Here is a 17,344-nt window from a genome sequence, read left to right as displayed (position 1 = left end):
GCATGGCACGGTCGGCGCTCCTGGGGTTGCTCATCGGCACGGCGCTGATGACGGCCCTGATCCTGTTCGGCATCTCGCTGCCGTCGGCGGCGGTGGAGGAGACCCCGCCGTCCTTCGCCGTGAGCTTCATCGCGTCCGGCATGGTGGGCGTGATGACGGGCGGCGTCCCCGGCACGTTCGTGGGCCTGGTGGTGGGCGCGGTCCGCCGCCGTTCCCGCCGTCCCGTCCTGCCGCCGCCGGCGGCCGGGCCGCTCCCGCCGCTGCCTCCGCCTCCGCCTCCGCAGAACGACCGCTGGGCCGCCATGGTGGCCCGCTGCGAGCTGTCCGTGCGGCGGGTGCGCGCCGCGGTCGCCACCGTGCCGCCGTCCCCGGCCCGCGAGTGGCTGGAACGGATCGCCGCCCAGTTCGAGGGCGAACTGCCGGACGTCCGCCGCGTCGCCGACCTGGGCCGCGCGCTGGGCGCGGAACAAGCCCACCCGGTGACCGAGCGCCTGAACGCGGCGGTCCGCGACTTCACCTCGTTCGAGGACGAAGTGGGCCGCGTGGCCCTGCGCCTGCTGGACCAGACCTCGCTCGACGCGGTCCGCACGCACCTGGAAGTGCTGGAACAACAACTGCCCCACCTGGGCAACGCCTAGACCGGCCGGCGCGACGCCTGCTCCCCCCGTACAGCGCGAAGCCCGGCAACCCGTCGTCCGGCGGGTGGACCGGGTTCACTTGCAAGCCCTGGTGGGCCGGGCGGCGCGAACGTTGTCCCAGCCGATCACGTGCGGCACATGGTCCAACGCGTCATGGCAGCCCTTCGGGCGACGGCGGAGTCAGCGGGAGGTCGACGCCTGCCACCAGGCCAGCACTTCCTCCGCCACCCCCGGCATCGCCACGAGCAGGCCGTCCACCGGCAGCGGGTCGTCCTCGCCCCTCCGGTCGAGCACTGCGGCGCCCGACTCGACGGCCAGGGCGACCGCGCCGGCCACGTCCCACTCGTGGTAGCTGTCCAGCACCGCCGCCGCGGCGTGGCCGAGGGCCACCTGGGCCACGGCGAGCGCCTTCGAGCCCAGCACGCGCACGCCCGTCCCCGCCACCGCCGCCCGCGAGATGAACTCGCCCATCCCCGGCCACGGCCCGGTCCGCGTCATCTCCGTGCACACGATCGAACTGACCGCCTGCTCGCCCAGCCGCACGGGCGTCCCGTTGGCCCGCATGCCCCGCCCCCGCGCGGCGGCGTAGATCTGGGCCCGGTACGGGTCCGCGACCACGCCGACGACCGGACCCCACCGGTCGACCAGCGCCAGGCTGTACGCGCACCAGGGCACGCCCGCCACGTAGTTCGCGGTGCCGTCGACCGGGTCCACCACCCAGCGGAACTCGGCGTCGCTCGCGCCGCTGTCGTCGTCGGTGGCCTCGCAGAACACCGGGATGTGCGGGAACTCGGCGGTCAGCACCCGCCGCGTGTGCCGCTCCAGCGTCCGGTCGGTGTCGGTCACCCAGTCGAACGGCGACGAGCCCTCGTCGGGCCGCGCGCCCCGACCGGCGGTCGCCATGATGACGTCGGACGCGTCGTTGGCGAGCCGACCGGCTATCTCCAGCGCGATCGACACCAGGCCGGGATCGACGGGCTGCGTGGGCCGGGACGACAAGACGGTCATGCCGACCTAGTGTGACCGCACGCAGTGACCGCGTCGCGTACTCCAGGTGAACCCGGGGCCAACGTCAACCGCGACGCGAGGAGTTCGGCGGGCGTTCGCCGAGGTGTCACGCCGTCGTGTCCTCGGCACCGCAGGGTGATCGGCGTGCGCGTAGCGATCGTCACCGAGAGCTTCCTCCCTCAGGTCAACGGGGTCACCAACTCGGTGCTCCGGATCCTGGAGCACCTGCGGGCGCACGGTCACCAGGCGCTCGTCGTCGCGCCCGGCGCGGGGGAGGACGACCACCGCGGCACGCCGGTCGTCCGCGTGCCGGCGGTGGACCTGCCGAGGTTCAGCTCGCTGCCCGTGGGCGTGCCGACGCGCAAGGTGCTGACCGCGCTGGCCGGCTTCCGGCCGGACGTCGTGCACCTGGCCAGCCCGTTCGTGATGGGCGCGCGCGGGCTGTCGGCGGCGCGTCGGCTCGGCATCCCGACGGTCGCGGTCTACCAGACCGACGTCGCCGGGTTCGCCGGCCACTACGGCCTCGGCCTGACCGCGCGCGCCGCCTGGCGGTGGACGCGGCGCCTGCACGCCCAGGCCGACCGGACGCTCGCGCCGTCGACGTGGGCCGTGGAGGCGCTGCGGGAGCACGGCGTGCCGCGCGTGCACCGGTGGGGGCGTGGGGTGGACGTGGAGCTGTTCCACCCCTCCCGCCGGGACGACGCGTTGCGCGCCTCGCTCGCGCCGGGGGGTGAGCTGCTGGTCGGGTACGTCGGCCGGCTGTCGCCGGAGAAGCGGGTGGACCGGCTCGCGGCGTTGGCCGACCTGCCCGGCGTGCGGCTGGTCGTGGTCGGCGAGGGGCCGGAGGAGGCGCGGTTGCGGCGCGACCTGCCCGGCGCGGCGTTCCTCGGGTTCCGGAGCGGCACGGACCTGGCGGCGGCCTACGCGAGCCTGGACGTGTTCGTGCACACGGGGCCGCACGAGACGTTCTGCCAGGCGGTGCAGGAGGCGTTGGCGAGCGGGGTGCCGGTGGTCGCGCCGGACGCGGGCGGGCCGCGTGACCTGGTGCTGCCGACCACCGGGTACCTGTTCTCGGACGACGACCAGCTCCGGCGGGCCGTGGTCGAGCTGGCCGACCCGCTGCGCCGGCGCCGGTTCGGCCTGGCGGCGCGGCGGTGGGTGTGGGGGCGGACGTGGTCGGCGGTGTGCGACGAGCTGCTGGGCCACTACGCGGCCGTGCTGGGCGTGCCGGAGCGCCGCGCCGCATGAGGATCGTCCAGCTGGCCAACTTCTACGGACCCCGGTCCGGCGGCCTGCGCACGGCGCTGCACCACCTGGGCGGCGGGTACGCGGCGCGCGGCCACGACGTCACGCTCGTCGTGCCGGGGCCGGCGCACGCGGACGAGGAGCTGTCGCCGGGGGTCCGGCGGATCACGCTGCCCGCGCCGCGCATCCCCGGCACGGGCGGGTACCGGGCGGTGGACCCGTGGCGCGTGCGGGCGTTGCTGGACGACCTCTCGCCCGACCGGCTGGAGGTCTCCGACCGGCTCACGTTGCGGGGGATGGGCCGGTGGGCGGCGGCGCGCGGCGTGCCCAGCGTGGTGATCTCGCACGAGCGGCTGGACCGGCTGCTGGAGCAGTTCCTGCTGCCGGCGGCGCTGGCGCGGCGGGGCGCGGACCGGGCGAACGCGCGGATGGCCGCCTCGTACGACACGGTGGTGTGCACGACGGAGTTCGCGCGGGAGGAGTTCGACCGGATCGGCGCGCGCAACGTGGCCCGCGTGCCGCTGGGGGTGGACCTGCGGACGTTCACGCCGGCCCGGCGCGACCGGTCGTTGCGGGCGGACCTGGCGCGGGGCGCGGACGCGCTGCTCGTGCACTGCGGGCGGCTGTCGCCGGAGAAGCACGTGGAGCGCAGCGTGGACACGGCGGCGGAGCTGCACGCGGCCGGGCACGCCGTGCGGCTGATCGTCGCCGGTGACGGGCCGCGCCGGGAGGCGTTGGAACGCCGTGCGGCCGGGTTGCCGGTGACGTTCCTCGGTCACGTCGGCGACCGTGCCGCCGTGGCCGACCTGCTCGCGTCGGCCGACGTCTCCCTGGCCCCGGGCCCGCACGAGACGTTCGGCCTCGCCGCCCTGGAGGCGCTGGCGTCCGGCACGCCGGTCGTCGTCTCCGCCTCCTCGGCGCTGCGGGAGATCGTGCGCCCCGACTGCGGTGCCGCCGTCCCCGACCACGCCCCGGCGTTCGCCGACGCCGTGACCAGCCTCCTGGACGACCCGGAACCGTCCCGCCGCTCGGCCGCCCGCGCCCGCGCCGAGGAGTACCCCTGGCACACCGCCGTCACCGGCATGCTGACCGCCCTCCGCGCCACCTGACCCCGCGCGTGTCCTACCTCCAAAACGCGCGTGTCCTACGTCCAGAACGCGAGAGTCCTACGTTCGGAACGCGTGAGTCCTACGTTCGGAACACCCGAGTTCAACGTTCGGAACACAGCCCGGCCGTCCTGAGCGTTCAACTCGGGGTACCTGAGCGTTGGACACTCGCGTTCTCAACGTAGGACTCACGCGTTCTGAACGTAGGACACTCGCGTTCCGGGCGTAGGACACGCGGGTGGTGGGGGTGTCACTTAGGCTTCCGGCATGTCGCGTGCAGGTTTGGACAAGGACCCCCGCGAGGTCGCCGAGATGTTCGACGGCGTCGCCCGGGGCTACGACCGCACGAACTCCGTCATGACGCTCGGGTTCGACCGGCGCTGGCGGGAGTGGAGCAGGCGGGTGCTGGACGCCAAGCCCGGCGAGAAGGTGCTCGACCTCGCCGCCGGCACGGCCGTGTCCACGGTCGAGTACGCCGCCTCCGGCGCGTGGTGCGTCGCGGCCGACTTCTCCCTCGGCATGCTCCTCGGCGGCGCGCACCGGCCGGTGCCCAAGGTCGCCGCCGACGCCCTGCGCCTGCCCTTCGCCGACGACTCCTTCGACGCCGTCACGGTCTCCTTCGGGCTGCGCAACTTCAACGACACCGAGGCCGCCCTGCGCGAGATGGCGCGCGTGGTCAAGCCCGGCGGACGGCTCGTGGTGTGCGAGGTCTCCACGCCCACCTTCCGGCCGTTCCTCTTCGTCTACATGCGCTACCTGCTGCGCATCCTGCCGCTCATCGCCCGGTTCGTCTCCTCCAACCCGGAGGCCTACAAGTACCTCGCCGAGTCCATGCGCACGTGGCCCGACCAGCGCGCCCTCGGCGAGATCGTGGCCCGCGCCGGCTGGGAGGACGTCGCCTGGATGAACCTCACCGGCGGCATGGTGGCCCTGCACCGCGGCACGAAGCCCGCCCGGCCGTCGAGCGCGAGGCCCCCGGTCACGCGCAAGTAGACTCGGCCCCGGGACTTTGTGAACACGGGCACAAGGAGCGGGGATGACGACTCCCAGCCGCCGCAAGGCAGGCGAGGACGCCGAGGTGATCGTGGTCGGCGCGGGGCCCGCGGGCTCCACCGCGGCCACCTACCTGGCACGCGCGGGCCTGGACGTGGTGCTGCTGGAGAAGAGCACCTTCCCGCGCGAGAAGGTGTGCGGCGACGGCCTCACCCCGCGCGGGGTGAAGCAGCTCATCGACCTGGGCATCGACACCCGCGAGGAAGCCGGCTGGCTGCACAACCGCGGCCTGCGCGTGGTCGGCGGCGGCGTCACGCTGGAGCTGGACTGGCCCGAGCTGGCCACGTTCCCGCCCTACGGCGTGGTCCGCCCCCGCCAGGACTTCGACGAGATGCTCGCCAGGACCGCCGTCGCGGCGGGCGCGCGGATGCACGAGCAGACCACCGTCACCGGCGCGGTCGTGGAGAACGGCCGGGTCGTCGGCGTCACGGCCAAGCAGGGCCCGGACAAGACCCCGGTCACCTACCGCGCGCCGCTCGTGCTGGCCTGCGACGGCGTCAGCGCCCGCCTCGCGCTCAGCGTCGGCATCCAGAAGGACGACGCCAAGCCGATGGGCGTCGCGGTCCGCCGCTACTACGCCAGCCCCCGCACCAAGGACGACTACCTGGAGTCGCACCTGGAGCTGTGGGACCGCGCCAACGACGTGCTGCTGCCCGGCTACGGCTGGATCTTCGGCATGGGCGACGGAACCGTGAACGTGGGCCTGGGCATCCTCAGCACCTCCAAGGCGTACGGCACCACGGACTACCGCGCGCTGCTCAAGAGCTGGCTCGACGGCACGCCCGAGGAGTGGGGCTTCCGCGAGGAGCACGCCACCGGCAAGATCGGCGGCGCGGCCCTGCCGATGGGCCTGAACCGCAAGCCGCACTACCGCGACGGCCTGCTGCTGGTCGGCGACGCGGGCGGCATGGTGAACCCGTTCAACGGCGAGGGCATCGGCTACGCCATGGAGTCGGCCCGGATCGCGGCCGAGACCGTCGTGCAGGCCCTGGCCCGCCAGGGCGCGAGCCGTGAACGCGCGCTGCACGGCTACCCGCTGCGCATCGAGCAGGCCCTGGGCAGCTACTACCGGCTCGGGAACATCTTCAGCAAGCTCATCGGCAACCCCACCGTGATGCGCACCGCGACGAAGTACGGGCTGCCGCGCAAGACCCTGATGAAGCTGGTCCTGAAGCTCCTCGCGGGCCTTTACGACCCGAAGGACGGCGACTCGTTCGACCGCATCATCACGGCCGCGACAAAGCTCGCCCCAACGGCCTAACCGCCCTCACCTGAACGATGCAGCGCCGTCCTCCGGGACGGCGCTGTTTCGTTATGGGTGTGTTCCCGTTCACGTCCCCGTCCGCCGACCGTCGATCTGCACCGTGAAAGTGCAGGTCAACCGGTATGACGGGGGTGCCCGTCACGCCTCTGTGTGACGTTCTACACTGGGCCTCAGGTCTTGTGAATCAGTTCACAACCGGCTGAGATGCCTTGTGAAGTGTTTCACAAGCGACCTGCGGATTGTTAGGCCCGCCTAACCTCCGGAGGCCGCAAGAACACCCTTTAGGGTGCGCAACGGTCGGCGGTGCACCACCACCGCGACAGCGAGGAAAGGACGACGGAGAGTGCTGGACCCTTACCTCCCCCTCGTATTGATGTTCGCCCTCGCCGCGGCCTTCGCGCTGTTCTCGGTGACGGCCGCGCCGTACATCGGTCCCCGCCGCTACAACCGCGCGAAGCTCGACGCCTACGAGTGCGGCATCGAGCCGTCGCCGCAACCGGTGGTGGGCGGTGGCCGCATGCCGGTCGCCTACTACCTCACGGCGATGCTGTTCATCCTGTTCGACATCGAAATGGTGTTCCTCTACCCCTTCGCGGTGTCCGCGGACCGGCTCGGCCTGTTCGGCCTGGTGGAGATCGCCCTGTTCGTCGCGACGGTCGGCTTCGCGTACGCCTACGTGTGGCGTCGCGGCGGCCTGGACTGGAACTGAGGGGGAGAAGCGAAGTGGGTCTCGAAGAGAAGCTCCCGAACGGCATCCTGCTCGCCAGCGTGGAGAAGCTGGTCAACTGGACCCGCAAGTCCTCGCTGTGGCCCGCCACCTTCGGCCTGGCCTGCTGCGCGATCGAGATGATGACCACCGGCGGCCCGCGCTACGACCTCGCGCGGTTCGGCATGGAGGTCTTCCGCGCCTCGCCCCGCCAGGCCGACCTGATGATCGTCGCGGGCCGGGTGACCAACAAGATGGCGCCGGTGCTGCGGCAGATCTACGACCAGATGCCCGAGCCCCGCTGGGTGCTCGCCATGGGCGTGTGCGCCTCCAGCGGCGGCATGTTCAACAACTACGCGGTCGTGCAGGGCGTGGACCACGTCGTGCCGGTCGACATGTACCTGCCCGGCTGCCCGCCGCGGCCGGAGATGCTGATCGACGCGATCCTCAAGATCCACGCGAAGATCATGGACGAACCGCTCGGGCCGAACCGGGCCGCGCTGCTGGCCGAGTCGGGCCACCGGACCGACCTCATCCCGTCCTCCGAGCGCTTTGCGAAGAAGTGAGCGGCAATGCCAAATGAGACCGGAGCTGGAGACAACAACGCCAACGGCGAGGTCGCCAAGACCCCCGGGGCCGACACCCCGGGCAACGACGAGGCGCTCAGCTCGGCGAGCATGAACGAGGCCGAGCACGAGGAGTACCTCGCGCGCGGCGGCGTGGTCGCGGGCCGGGCGCGCAAGGGCATGTTCGGCATCTCCGGCAGCGGCGACACCTCCGGCTTCGGCGGCCTGCGGCTGCCCGCCCACGTCGCCGCGCCCTCCGAGCGGCCCTACGGCGGCTGGTTCGACGAGGTCGCCGACGAGCTGCTGGCCGCCATCCGGGAGCGGGGCCTGCCCTCCGACACGGTCCAGCAGATCACCGTCGACCGCGGCGAGATCACCTTCTACCTGCGCCGGGAGCACCTGGTGGACGTGGCGCGCATCCTGCGCGACGACCCGGCGCTGCGGTTCGAGCTGTGCAGCTCGGTGTCCGGGGTCGACTACGGCCCGGACGCGCCGCAGCGGTTGCACTCGGTGTACCACCTGACGTCGATGACCTACCGCCGGCGCATCCGGCTGGAGGTCGCGGTCGACGTGGACGACGCGCACATCCCCAGCGTGGTCGCGGTCTACCCGACCGCCGACTGGCAGGAGCGCGAAGCCTGGGACATGTTCGGCATCGTCTACGACGGCCACCCGGGGCTCACCCGGATCCTCATGCCGGACGACTGGGACGGCCACCCGCAGCGCAAGGACTACCCGCTCGGCGGCATCCCGGTGGAGTACAAGGGCGCGGAGATCCCCCCGCCAGACCAGAGGCGGTCCTACTCATGACCGAGCGACTTTCCGACGTGACCACGGGCACCGACACCAGCGACCCGGGTCGGGACAGCGACTCCCACGACGCCACCCGCACCACGCCGAACCCCGACGCGTACGCGGGCTCCCGCGAGACGACCGAGGGCACGGTCTACACCGTGACCGGCGGCGACTGGGACGAGGTGCTGGCCGAGGCCGCGGGTGACGAGCGCATCGTCATGAACCTGGGCCCGCAGCACCCCTCCACGCACGGCGTGCTGCGCCTGGTGCTGGAGCTGGAGGGCGAGACGGTCACCCAGGCCCGCAGCGTCATCGGCTACCTGCACACCGGCATCGAGAAGAACGTCGAGTACCGCAACTGGACCCAGGGCGTCACGTTCGTGACGCGCATGGACTACCTGGCCCCGCTGCACAACGAGGCCGCGTACTGCATGGCGGTCGAGAAGCTGCTCGGCGTCACCGTGCCGCAGCGGGCGCAGACGGTCCGCGTGCTGCTCATGGAGCTGAACCGGATCAGCTCGCACCTGGTGGCCCTGGCCACCGGCGGCATGGAGCTGGGCGCGCTGACCGGCATGACCGCGGGCTTCCGCGAGCGCGAAGAGGTCCTGCACCTGCTGGAGTTCCTGACCGGCCTGCGGATGAACCACGCGTTCATCCGGCCCGGCGGCCTGGCGCAGGACCTGCCCGAGGGCGCGGAGCAGCGGATCAAGGACTTCATCAAGGTGATGGACTCCCGGCTGCCCGACTACGACAAGCTGCTCACCGGCCAGCCGATCTGGCGCAACCGCCTCGCGGGCATCGGCTACCTGCCGGTGGACGCGTGCCTCGCGCTCGGCATCACCGGTCCGATCCTGCGCTCCGCGGGCCTGCCGTGGGACCTGCGCAAGGTCGAGCCCTACAGCGGTTACGAGAACTACGAGTTCGACGTGCCCACGTCGAACGAGGCCGACTCGTTCGCCCGCTACCGGCTGCGCCTGGAGGAGATCCACCAGTCGCTGCGGATCGTCCGGCAGGCGGTGGACAACCTGACGCCGGGTCCGGTCATGGTCGAGGACGCCAAGATCGCGTGGCCTGCGCAGCTGACCATCGGCGCGGACGGCATGGGCAACTCGCTGGAGCACGTGCGCAAGATCATGGGCCAGTCCATGGAGTCCCTCATCCACCACTTCAAGCTGGTGACCGAGGGCTTCGCGGTGCCGGCGGGCCAGGTGTACGTCCCGATCGAGTCGCCGCGCGGCGAGCTGGGCTACCACATCGTCTCCGACGGCGGCACCCGGCCGATGCGCGTGCACGTGCGCGAACCCAGCTTCGTGAACCTCCAGTCGATGCCCGCGATGTGCGAGGGCGGCATGGTCGCCGACGTCATCGCGTCGGTGGCCTCTATCGACCCGGTGATGGGTGGTTGTGACCGATGAGCACTTCCGAAGAGGTCTACGCGGCCTCGCCGCTGGACCCCGTCGAGACGCAGCGGCTGGTGACCGAGAACCCGGTCGACACCGGCGTGTTCGACCAGTCGATCGTGGACAAGGCGCAGGCGATCATCGCGCGCTACCCGGTGGCGCGCTCGGCCCTGCTGCCGATGCTGCACCTGGTGCAGTCGGTGGAGGGCTACGTCAGCCAGGCGGGCATCACGTTCTGCGCCGACCAGCTCGACCTCACCAACGCCGAGGTCAGCGCGGTCGCGACGTTCTACACCATGTACAAGCGCCGCCCGTGTGGCGAGCACCTGGTGAGCGTCTGCACGAACACGCTGTGCGCCGCGCTCGGCGGTGACGCGATCTACGCGAAGCTCAAGGACCACCTCGGCGTGGGTCACGAGGAGACCGCGGGCGAGCCGGGCGCGCCGGGCTCGATCACGCTGGAGCACGCCGAGTGCCTGGCGGCGTGCGACCTCGGCCCGGTGCTCCAGGTCAACTACGAGTACTTCGACAACCAGACGCCGGACGGCGCGCTGGAGCTGGTGAAGTCCCTGCAGGCGGGGGAGAAGCCGCACCCGACCCGGGGCGCGCCGCTGACCGACTTCCGCCAGGCCGAGCTGCAGCTCGCCGGGTTCTTCGAGGGTCGGGAGGCGGACCTGGACGGCCCGTCGGCCGCGCCGGAGACCGTGCGCGGGGCCAAGATCGCCGCGGAACGCGGGTGGACCGCGCCGGCCATGCCGGACCACGCGGAGTTCCCGCCGCTGCCGGAGAAGAAGTAGGTAGAGGGAGCTGACGTGGTCGACAACCTGACTCCCGTCCTGACGAAGCGCTGGCTGTCGCCGCGCTCGTGGACGCTGAAGACCTACGAGCAGCTGGAGGGCTACACGGCGCTGCGCAAGGCGCTCAAGGCCCACCCGGACCAGCTGATCCAGCAGTGCAAGGACTCGGGGCTGCGCGGTCGTGGCGGCGCGGGCTTCCCCACCGGCATGAAGTGGGGCTTCATCCCGCAGAACGACGGCAAGCCGCACTACCTCGTCATCAACGCCGACGAGGGCGAGCCGGGCACCTGCAAGGACATCCCGCTGATGATGGCGGACCCGCACTCGCTGATCGAGGGCATCATCATCACCTCGTACGCGATCCGGGCGAACTTCGCCGCGATCTACGTGCGCGGCGAGGTGCTGCACGTGATCCGCCGGCTGCACGCGGCCGTGCGCGAGGCGTACGAGGCGGGCTACCTGGGCAAGGACATCCTCGGCTCGGGCTTCGACCTCGACCTGGTCGTGCACGCGGGCGCGGGCGCGTACATCTGCGGCGAGGAGACGGCGCTGCTGGACTCGCTGGAGGGGAGGCGCGGCCAGCCCCGGCTCAAGCCGCCGTTCCCGGCGACCGCCGGCCTGTACGCCTCGCCGACCGTGGTCAACAACGTCGAGACGATCGCCAGCGTGCCCTACATCGTCAACGGCGGCGCGGACTGGTTCCGCAGCATGGGCCGCGAGCGCTCGCCGGGGCCGAAGATCTTCTCGCTGTCCGGCCACGTGGAGCGCCCCGGCCAGTACGAGGCCCCGATGGGCATCACGCTGCGCGAGCTGCTCGACCTCGCGGGCGGCATGAAGGACGGCATCCCGCTGAAGTTCTGGACGCCGGGCGGCTCGTCCACCCCGCTGTTCACCGCCGAGCACCTGGACGTGCCGCTGGACTTCGAGGGCGCGGCCGAGGCGGGCTCGATGCTGGGCACCACCGCGCTGCAGATCTTCAACGAGACGGTGTCCGTGCCGTGGGCGGTCATGAAGTGGACCGAGTTCTACAAGCACGAGTCCTGCGGCAAGTGCACGCCGTGCCGCGAGGGCACCTACTGGCTCGTCCAGATCCTCCAGCGGATGGTGCGCGGCGAGGGCACGGCCAGTGACATCGACACGCTGCTGGACGTCTGCGACAACATCCTGGGCCGCTCGTTCTGCGCCCTCGGTGACGGCGCGGTCAGCCCGATCACCAGCGGCATCAAGTACTTCAAGCACGAGTTCCTGGCTCTGTGCGACCAGAACTCACAGGTCTTGGCGGGGGCAAGCGCATGACGATCGCGCCTGAACAGAAGGCCGAGCTGGTGGTGCCCGAGGGCCACGTGAAGCTCGTCATCGACGGCATGGAGGTCGTCGCGCCCAAGGGCGAGCTGCTGATCCGCACCGCGGAGCGGCTGGGCATCGTCGTGCCGCGCTTCTGCGACCACCCGCTGCTGGAGCCCGCGGGCGCCTGCCGGCAGTGCCTGGTCGAGGTGGAGATGGGCGGCCGGCCGATGCCGAAGCCGCAGGCGTCCTGCACCATGACCGTCGCCGACGGCATGGTGGTCAAGACCCAGCTCACCTCGCCGGTCGCGGACAAGGCCCAGCAGGGCGTGATGGAGCTGCTGCTCATCAACCACCCGCTGGACTGCCCGATCTGCGACAAGGGCGGCGAGTGCCCGCTGCAGAACCAGGCGCTGGCGCACGGCCGCGCGGACTCCCGGTTCCACGAGCACAAGCGGACGTTCCCGAAGCCGATCCCGATCTCCACGCAGGTGCTGCTGGACCGGGAGCGGTGCGTGCTGTGCCAGCGCTGCACGCGGTTCTCGGCGCAGATCGCCGGCGACCCGTTCATCGAGCTGCTGGAGCGCGGCGCGCAGCAGCAGATCGGCGTGGCGCAGGAGAAGCCGTTCCAGTCCTACTTCTCCGGCAACACCATCCAGATCTGCCCGGTGGGCGCGCTGACCAGCGCCGCGTACCGGTTCCGCGCCCGCCCGTTCGACCTGGTGTCCACGCCGGGCGTGTGCGAGCACTGCGCGTCGGGCTGCGCGACCCGCACCGACTGGCGGCGCGGCAAGGTGCAGCGCCGGCTCGCGGGCGACGACCCGCAGGTCAACGAGGAGTGGACCTGCGACAAGGGTCGCTTCGCGTTCACCTACGCCACCGCCGCCGACCGGATCCGCCGCCCGCTGGTGCGCGACCGGGCCACCGGCGAGCTGCGGGAGTCGTCCTGGACCGAGGCGCTCCAGCACGCCGCCCAGGGCCTGGCGAAGGCGCGTGACGGCAAGGGCGTCGGCGTGCTCGCGGGCGGCCGGCTGACCGTCGAGGACGCCTACGCGTACTCGAAGTTCGCCCGGATCGCGCTGCGCACCAACGACGTGGACTTCCGCGCCCGCGCCCACTCGGCCGAGGAGCTGGAGTTCCTGACCGGCGCGATCCTCGGCACGAACCCGGACAACGGCGGCGTCACGTACGCGGGCATCGAGTCCGCGCCCGCCGCGCTGCTGGTCGCGTTCGAGCCCGAGGAGGAGTCGCCGATCGTGTTCCTGCGGCTGCGCAAGGCGGCCCGCAAGAACCGCACGAAGGTGTTCCACCTGGGCCAGTACACGACCCCCGCGGTGGAGAAGACCAACGGCGTCCTGCTGGCCTGCGTGCCGGGCCAGGAGCCGTCGGCGCTCAACGCGCTGCCGGAGCACGCGGCCGACGTGGTCGAGGACCTGTCGAAGCCGGGCGCGGTCATCCTGGTCGGCGAGCGCGCCGCCGAGGTGCCCGGCCTGTTCTCCGCGGTCGCCGCGCTGGCCGAGCGGACCGGCGCGAAGGTCGCCTGGATCCCGCGGCGCGCCGGCGAGCGGGGCGCGCTGGAGGCCGGCCTGCTGCCGACGCTGCTGCCGGGCGGCCGCCTGGTGGGCGACGAGGCGGCCCGCGCCGAGGTCGAGCGGGCCTGGGGCGTCGAGGCGGGCGCGCTGCCCGCGCGGGCGGGCCGCGACACCGACGGCATCCTGACCGCCGCCGCGAGCGGCGGGCTGGACGCGCTGGTCGTCGGCGGCGTCGACCCGTTCGACCTGCCGGACCCGGCGCTCGCCGAGCGCGCGCTGGAGGCCGCCGGGTTCGTGGTGAGCCTGGAGCTGCGGCACAGCGCGGTCACCGCGCACGCCGACGTGGTGCTCCCGGTCGCGCCCGCGGTGGAGAAGTCGGGCAGCTACCTGAACTGGGAGGGCCGCCCGCGCCCGTTCGCCACCACGCTGGAGGGCACCGGCGCGCTGCCGGACGGCCGGGTGCTGGACACGCTGGCCGTCGAGATGGACGCCGACCTGTTCACGCAGACCCCGGCGGCGGCCGCGGCCGACTTCGCGCGGCTCGGCCCGGGCGCCGCCCGGGTGGCGGCCCCGACCGTGCCCGCCCCCCTGCTCACCCAGCCGAAGCAGGGCGAGGCGGTCCTCGCGACCTGGCGCCGGCTGCTGGACAACGGCTCGATGCAGGACGACGAGCCGAACCTGGCGGGCACCGCGCGCCCGGTGGTGGCCAAGCTGTCCGCCGCCACGGCCGCGCACCTGGGTGTCGAACTCGGTGGGGAGATCACCGTCTCCACCGATCGGGGCGAGGTGGTGCTGCCGGTCGAGGCGGCCGACCTGCCCGACGGCGTCGTGTGGCTGCCCGGCAACTCGGGCGCGGTCACGGTGCGGCGCAACCTCGTCGCCGGCCACGGGTCCGTGGTGGCCGTCTCTAGCGGAGGCAATGCATGAGCACCGCAGAACTTCTCGCCGACGATCCGCTCTGGCTGATCATCGTCAAGGTCGTCGGCATCTTCGCGTTCCTCGTGGTCATGACCCTGTTCATGATCAACTGGGAGCGCAAGGTCGTGGCCCGGATGCAGCAGCGCCCCGGGCCGAACCGGGTCGGCCCCGGCGGGTGGCTCCAGTCGCTCGCCGATGGCCTGAAGCTCGCGTTCAAGGAGGACATCCGCCCGGTCCTGGCCGACAAGTGGGTGTACTTCCTGGCCCCGGTGATCTCCTGCATCCCCGCGTTCGTCGCCTTCTCGGTGATCCCGCTGGGCGGCGAGGTCTCGATCTTCGGCGAGCGCACCGCGCTCCAGCTCGTGGACCTGCCGGTCGGCGTGCTGGTGGTGCTGGCGTGCTCCTCGCTCGGCGTGTACGGCATCGTGCTGTCGGGCTGGGCGTCCGGCTCGCCGTACCCGCTGCTGGGCGCGCTGCGCTCGGCCGCGCAGGTCATCTCGTACGAGATCGCGATGGGCCTGTCGATCATCGCGGTCGTCATGCACTCGCACTCGCTGTCCACCTCCGACATCGTGGACGCGCAGGCCAGTGGCTGGTTCTTCTACCTGCTGCCGGTCAGCTTCCTCATCTACGTCTGCTCGATGGTCGGCGAGACCAACCGCGCCCCGTTCGACCTCCCCGAGGCCGAGTCGGAGCTGGTCGGCGGCTTCCACACCGAGTACAGCTCGCTGAAGTTCGCGCTGTTCTTCCTCGCCGAGTACGTCAACATGGTCACCGTGTCGGCGCTCGCCACCACGCTGTTCCTGGGCGGCTGGCGGTTCCCGTTCGTCGGCGACGACCACGTCCTCAACAGCGGCTGGTTCGGCCTGCTCTGGTTCGTGATCAAGACGCTGGCCTTCCTGTTCCTGTTCATCTGGCTGCGCGGCACGCTGCCCCGCCTGCGCTACGACCAGTTCATGCGCCTGGGCTGGAAGTTCCTGGTCCCGATCGCGCTGGTCTGGTTCGTCGCGGTGGCGTTCGCCCGCTACCTGCGCCAGGAGTGGGAGTCCGGCGGCGGCCTGGACACCGGCACGGCGCTGATGGTGATCGGCGGCTTCCTGGTCGTGGTGCTGCTGATCGCGTTCCTGCTGCCGGACAAGCGCGAGCCGCACGACCCCGACGCCGTGCCGGTCACCGGTGGCGGCTTCCCGGTGCCGCCGCTGGACCTGAAGGTCCCGAAGTCGCCGCCGCGCCGCCAGGTGCGCGTCGCGGAACTGCCCGGCACGGACGACGAGACGCAGGAACCGGCAGCGGTACCCGCAGCTTCACACAAGGAGGCCAGCGATGGGCGTGTTTGATCCCGTCAAGGGCTTCGGCGTCACCTTCGGCACGATGTTCAAGAAGGTCGTCACCGAGGAGTACCCCGAGGTCAAGAAGGTCACCGCGCCGCGGTTCCACGGCCGCCACCAGCTCAACCGGCACCCGGACGGGCTGGAGAAGTGCGTGGGCTGCGAGCTGTGCGCGTGGGCCTGCCCGGCGGACGCGATCTTCGTCGAGGGCGGCGACAACACCGAGGAGGAGCGCTACTCCCCGGGTGAGCGCTACGGCAAGGACTACCAGATCAACTACCTGCGGTGCATCGGCTGCGGCCTGTGCATCGAGGCGTGCCCGACCCGCTCGCTCACCATGACCAACGAGTACGAGCTGGCCGACGACGACCGCCAGAAGCTGATCTTCACCAAGGAGGACCTGCTCGCCCCGCTGCTCGCCGGCATGGAGCAGCCGCCGCACCCCATGCGGTTGGGCGAGAACGAGCAGGACTACTACGTGAACGGGCCGACGCTGGCGCGCCGGGCCGGCGTGCCCGAGGGCGCGACCGCGGAGACCGGGCCAGAGGAGGCACGCAAGTGAGCCTCACGTTCCTGCTCCAGCAGCCCGACGAGGTCCAGCGCGTGGTCGACACCGTCACCACGGGCGAGGCGGTCGCGTTCTGGATCCTCGGCCCGCTGGCGCTGGCCGGCGCGCTGGGCATGCTCTTCGCGCGCAACGCGGTGCACTCCGCGCTGTGGCTGGTGCTCACCATGCTCAGCCTCGGTGTGCTCTACATGGTCCAGCAGGCGCCGTTCCTCGGCTTCGTGCAGATCATCGTCTACACCGGCGCGATCATGATGCTGTTCCTGTTCGTGCTGATGCTGGTCGGCCGGGACAGCTCGGACTCGGTGGTCGAGGTGCTGCGCGGCCAGCGGCTCGCCGCGGCGGTCATCGGGGTCGGCTTCGCGGGCCTCGTGGTCGCCTCGGTCGCCCGCGCGCTGACCGACGTGGAGCCGGTCGGCCTGGCCCAGCAGAACACGCAGAACGGCGGCAACGTCGCCAACATCGGCGAGGCGCTGTTCACCGACTACCTGTTCCCCTTCGAGCTGACCTCGGCGCTGCTGATCACCGCGGCCGTCGGCGCGATGGTGCTCGCCTTCACCTCGCGCACCGGCAAGGACGCCAAGAAGACCCAGCGCCAGCTGGTCGAGGAGCGCTTCCGCGGCGACCGGCCCGGCTCGCTGCCCGGCCCCGGCGTGTTCGCCACCGCCAACTCGGTGGCCACGCCCGCCCTGCTGCCGGACGGCTCGGTCGCCCCCGAGTCGCTGTCCGAGCTGATCGAGACGACCGCGAGGGAAGCTCTCGAGGACGATGTCGCGGAGGTGTCCGGCACCGGGCACCAGCCCGACGCGCGCGCGCTCAAGGGAGAGTCGTCGTGACCCCTACGTACTACCTGCTGCTGTCCGCGCTGCTGTTCAGCCTCGGCGCGGTCGGCGTTCTGGTGCGGCGCAACGCCATCGTGGTGTTCATGTGCGTGGAGCTGATGCTCAACGCGGTGAACCTCAGCCTGGTCACGTTCGCCCGCATCAACGGCGGGCTGGACGGCCAGGTGATGGCGTTCTTCGTGATGGTCGTCGCCGCGGCCGAGGTCGTGGTCGGTCTGACGATCATCATGGCGATCTTCAAGACGCGTCGCTCGGCCTCGGTCGACGACTCCAACCTGCTGAAGTACTGAGAGGTCC

The 17,344-nt window shown here is 71.8% G+C and carries 17 protein-coding genes; 16 read left to right on the top strand and 1 reads right to left on the bottom strand.

Going from position 1 to position 17,344, the window contains the following annotated elements:
• The first annotated feature begins 2 nt into the window (after window positions 1-2).
• Window positions 3-638 (top strand): hypothetical protein, encoded by a 636-nt coding sequence (locus ACFXGA_RS13500; protein WP_378087483.1) that lies wholly within the window; start codon window positions 3-5, stop codon window positions 636-638.
• 180 nt (window positions 639-818) lie between these two features.
• Here ACFXGA_RS13500 and ACFXGA_RS13495 read toward each other — a convergent pair whose 3' ends face one another.
• Window positions 819-1,646: an inositol monophosphatase family protein gene (locus tag ACFXGA_RS13495; protein ID WP_378087481.1), complete on the bottom strand. Its 828-nt coding sequence runs from the start codon at window positions 1,644-1,646 to the stop codon at window positions 819-821.
• 144 nt (window positions 1,647-1,790) lie between these two features.
• Here ACFXGA_RS13495 and ACFXGA_RS13490 point away from each other — a divergent pair, with 144 nt between their 5' ends.
• The 15 genes from ACFXGA_RS13490 (at window position 1,791) to nuoK (ending at window position 17,337) form a co-directional block, all read left to right on the top strand.
• Window positions 1,791-2,894: a glycosyltransferase family 4 protein gene (locus ACFXGA_RS13490; RefSeq protein WP_378087479.1), complete on the top strand. Its 1,104-nt coding sequence runs from the start codon at window positions 1,791-1,793 to the stop codon at window positions 2,892-2,894.
• Window positions 2,891-4,000 carry a glycosyltransferase gene (locus ACFXGA_RS13485; protein ID WP_378087478.1) on the top strand — a complete coding sequence of 370 codons (1,110 nt, stop codon included), beginning with the start codon at window positions 2,891-2,893 and terminating at the stop codon, window positions 3,998-4,000. Before ACFXGA_RS13490 ends, ACFXGA_RS13485 begins: the two co-directional genes overlap by 4 nt.
• Before the next feature lie 264 nt (window positions 4,001-4,264).
• A complete protein-coding gene (locus ACFXGA_RS13480) occupies window positions 4,265-4,990 on the top strand; it encodes a demethylmenaquinone methyltransferase (RefSeq protein WP_378087476.1) in 726 nt (241 codons plus the stop codon).
• Between the two features lie 43 nt (window positions 4,991-5,033).
• Entirely contained in the window at window positions 5,034-6,311 is a 1,278-nt protein-coding gene (locus ACFXGA_RS13475) for a geranylgeranyl reductase family protein (RefSeq protein WP_378087474.1), read from the top strand.
• Window positions 6,312-6,657: 346 nt separating this feature from the next.
• Window positions 6,658-7,023: an NADH-quinone oxidoreductase subunit A gene (locus ACFXGA_RS13470; RefSeq protein WP_033428518.1), complete on the top strand. Its 366-nt coding sequence runs from the start codon at window positions 6,658-6,660 to the stop codon at window positions 7,021-7,023.
• A 14-nt stretch (window positions 7,024-7,037) separates the two neighbouring features.
• Complete coding sequence (locus tag ACFXGA_RS13465) at window positions 7,038-7,586, top strand: NuoB/complex I 20 kDa subunit family protein (RefSeq protein WP_378087472.1); 549 nt, start codon at window positions 7,038-7,040, stop codon at window positions 7,584-7,586.
• A gap of 111 nt (window positions 7,587-7,697) precedes the next feature.
• Window positions 7,698-8,396 carry an NADH-quinone oxidoreductase subunit C gene (locus ACFXGA_RS13460; RefSeq protein WP_378087529.1) on the top strand — a complete coding sequence of 233 codons (699 nt, stop codon included), beginning with the start codon at window positions 7,698-7,700 and terminating at the stop codon, window positions 8,394-8,396.
• Window positions 8,393-9,796, top strand: coding sequence for an NADH-quinone oxidoreductase subunit D (locus tag ACFXGA_RS13455; RefSeq protein ID WP_378087470.1), 1,404 nt, complete (start codon window positions 8,393-8,395; stop codon window positions 9,794-9,796). The genes ACFXGA_RS13460 and ACFXGA_RS13455 overlap by 4 nt, the downstream gene beginning before the upstream one ends.
• Window positions 9,793-10,578, top strand: a complete 786-nt coding sequence (nuoE, locus tag ACFXGA_RS13450; protein WP_378087468.1) for an NADH-quinone oxidoreductase subunit NuoE — start codon at window positions 9,793-9,795, stop codon at window positions 10,576-10,578. The genes ACFXGA_RS13455 and nuoE overlap by 4 nt, the downstream gene beginning before the upstream one ends.
• 15 nt (window positions 10,579-10,593) lie before the next feature.
• Window positions 10,594-11,874 (top strand): NADH-quinone oxidoreductase subunit NuoF, encoded by a 1,281-nt coding sequence (gene nuoF / locus ACFXGA_RS13445; protein ID WP_378087466.1) that lies wholly within the window; start codon window positions 10,594-10,596, stop codon window positions 11,872-11,874.
• The gene (locus tag ACFXGA_RS13440; RefSeq protein ID WP_378087464.1) at window positions 11,871-14,321 is read left to right on the top strand and encodes an NADH-quinone oxidoreductase subunit G; all 2,451 of its coding nucleotides are present in this window, start codon (window positions 11,871-11,873) and stop codon (window positions 14,319-14,321) included. The genes nuoF and ACFXGA_RS13440 overlap by 4 nt, the downstream gene beginning before the upstream one ends.
• Window positions 14,318-15,649 (top strand): NADH-quinone oxidoreductase subunit NuoH, encoded by a 1,332-nt coding sequence (gene nuoH, locus ACFXGA_RS13435; RefSeq protein ID WP_378087462.1) that lies wholly within the window; start codon window positions 14,318-14,320, stop codon window positions 15,647-15,649. Before ACFXGA_RS13440 ends, nuoH begins: the two co-directional genes overlap by 4 nt.
• On the top strand, window positions 15,636-16,202 hold the full coding sequence (gene nuoI, locus ACFXGA_RS13430; RefSeq protein WP_378087460.1) for an NADH-quinone oxidoreductase subunit NuoI: 567 nt from the start codon (window positions 15,636-15,638) through the stop codon (window positions 16,200-16,202). Before nuoH ends, nuoI begins: the two co-directional genes overlap by 14 nt.
• Window positions 16,199-17,041: an NADH-quinone oxidoreductase subunit J gene (locus tag ACFXGA_RS13425; RefSeq protein WP_378087458.1), complete on the top strand. Its 843-nt coding sequence runs from the start codon at window positions 16,199-16,201 to the stop codon at window positions 17,039-17,041. Before nuoI ends, ACFXGA_RS13425 begins: the two co-directional genes overlap by 4 nt.
• Window positions 17,038-17,337 (top strand): NADH-quinone oxidoreductase subunit NuoK, encoded by a 300-nt coding sequence (nuoK, locus tag ACFXGA_RS13420; RefSeq protein WP_053715303.1) that lies wholly within the window; start codon window positions 17,038-17,040, stop codon window positions 17,335-17,337. The genes ACFXGA_RS13425 and nuoK overlap by 4 nt, the downstream gene beginning before the upstream one ends.
• Window positions 17,338-17,344 lie beyond the last annotated feature (7 nt).

It is taken from the genome of Actinosynnema sp. NPDC059335, assembly GCF_042752395.1.
Lineage (GTDB): Bacteria > Actinomycetota > Actinomycetes > Mycobacteriales > Pseudonocardiaceae > Actinosynnema.
The sequence above is the reverse complement of the archived record's forward strand: the minus strand, read 5'-3'. Positions and strand labels throughout refer to the sequence as shown.

Excerpts from the sequence above, each read along its gene's own strand:
- ACFXGA_RS13500 (WP_378087483.1), top strand. The coding sequence starts at position 3 with ATGGCACGGTCGGCGCTCCTGGGGTTGCTCATCGGCACGGCGCTGATG.
- ACFXGA_RS13495 (WP_378087481.1), bottom strand. The coding sequence starts at position 1,646 with ATGACCGTCTTGTCGTCCCGGCCCACGCAGCCCGTCGATCCCGGCCTG.
- ACFXGA_RS13485 (WP_378087478.1), top strand. The coding sequence starts at position 2,891 with ATGAGGATCGTCCAGCTGGCCAACTTCTACGGACCCCGGTCCGGCGGC.
- ACFXGA_RS13480 (WP_378087476.1), top strand. The coding sequence starts at position 4,265 with ATGTCGCGTGCAGGTTTGGACAAGGACCCCCGCGAGGTCGCCGAGATG.
- ACFXGA_RS13475 (WP_378087474.1), top strand. The coding sequence starts at position 5,034 with ATGACGACTCCCAGCCGCCGCAAGGCAGGCGAGGACGCCGAGGTGATC.
- ACFXGA_RS13460 (WP_378087529.1), top strand. The coding sequence starts at position 7,698 with ATGAACGAGGCCGAGCACGAGGAGTACCTCGCGCGCGGCGGCGTGGTC.
- ACFXGA_RS13455 (WP_378087470.1), top strand. The coding sequence starts at position 8,393 with ATGACCGAGCGACTTTCCGACGTGACCACGGGCACCGACACCAGCGAC.
- nuoE (WP_378087468.1), top strand. The coding sequence starts at position 9,793 with ATGAGCACTTCCGAAGAGGTCTACGCGGCCTCGCCGCTGGACCCCGTC.
- ACFXGA_RS13440 (WP_378087464.1), top strand. The coding sequence starts at position 11,871 with ATGACGATCGCGCCTGAACAGAAGGCCGAGCTGGTGGTGCCCGAGGGC.
- nuoH (WP_378087462.1), top strand. The coding sequence starts at position 14,318 with ATGAGCACCGCAGAACTTCTCGCCGACGATCCGCTCTGGCTGATCATC.
- nuoI (WP_378087460.1), top strand. The coding sequence starts at position 15,636 with ATGGGCGTGTTTGATCCCGTCAAGGGCTTCGGCGTCACCTTCGGCACG.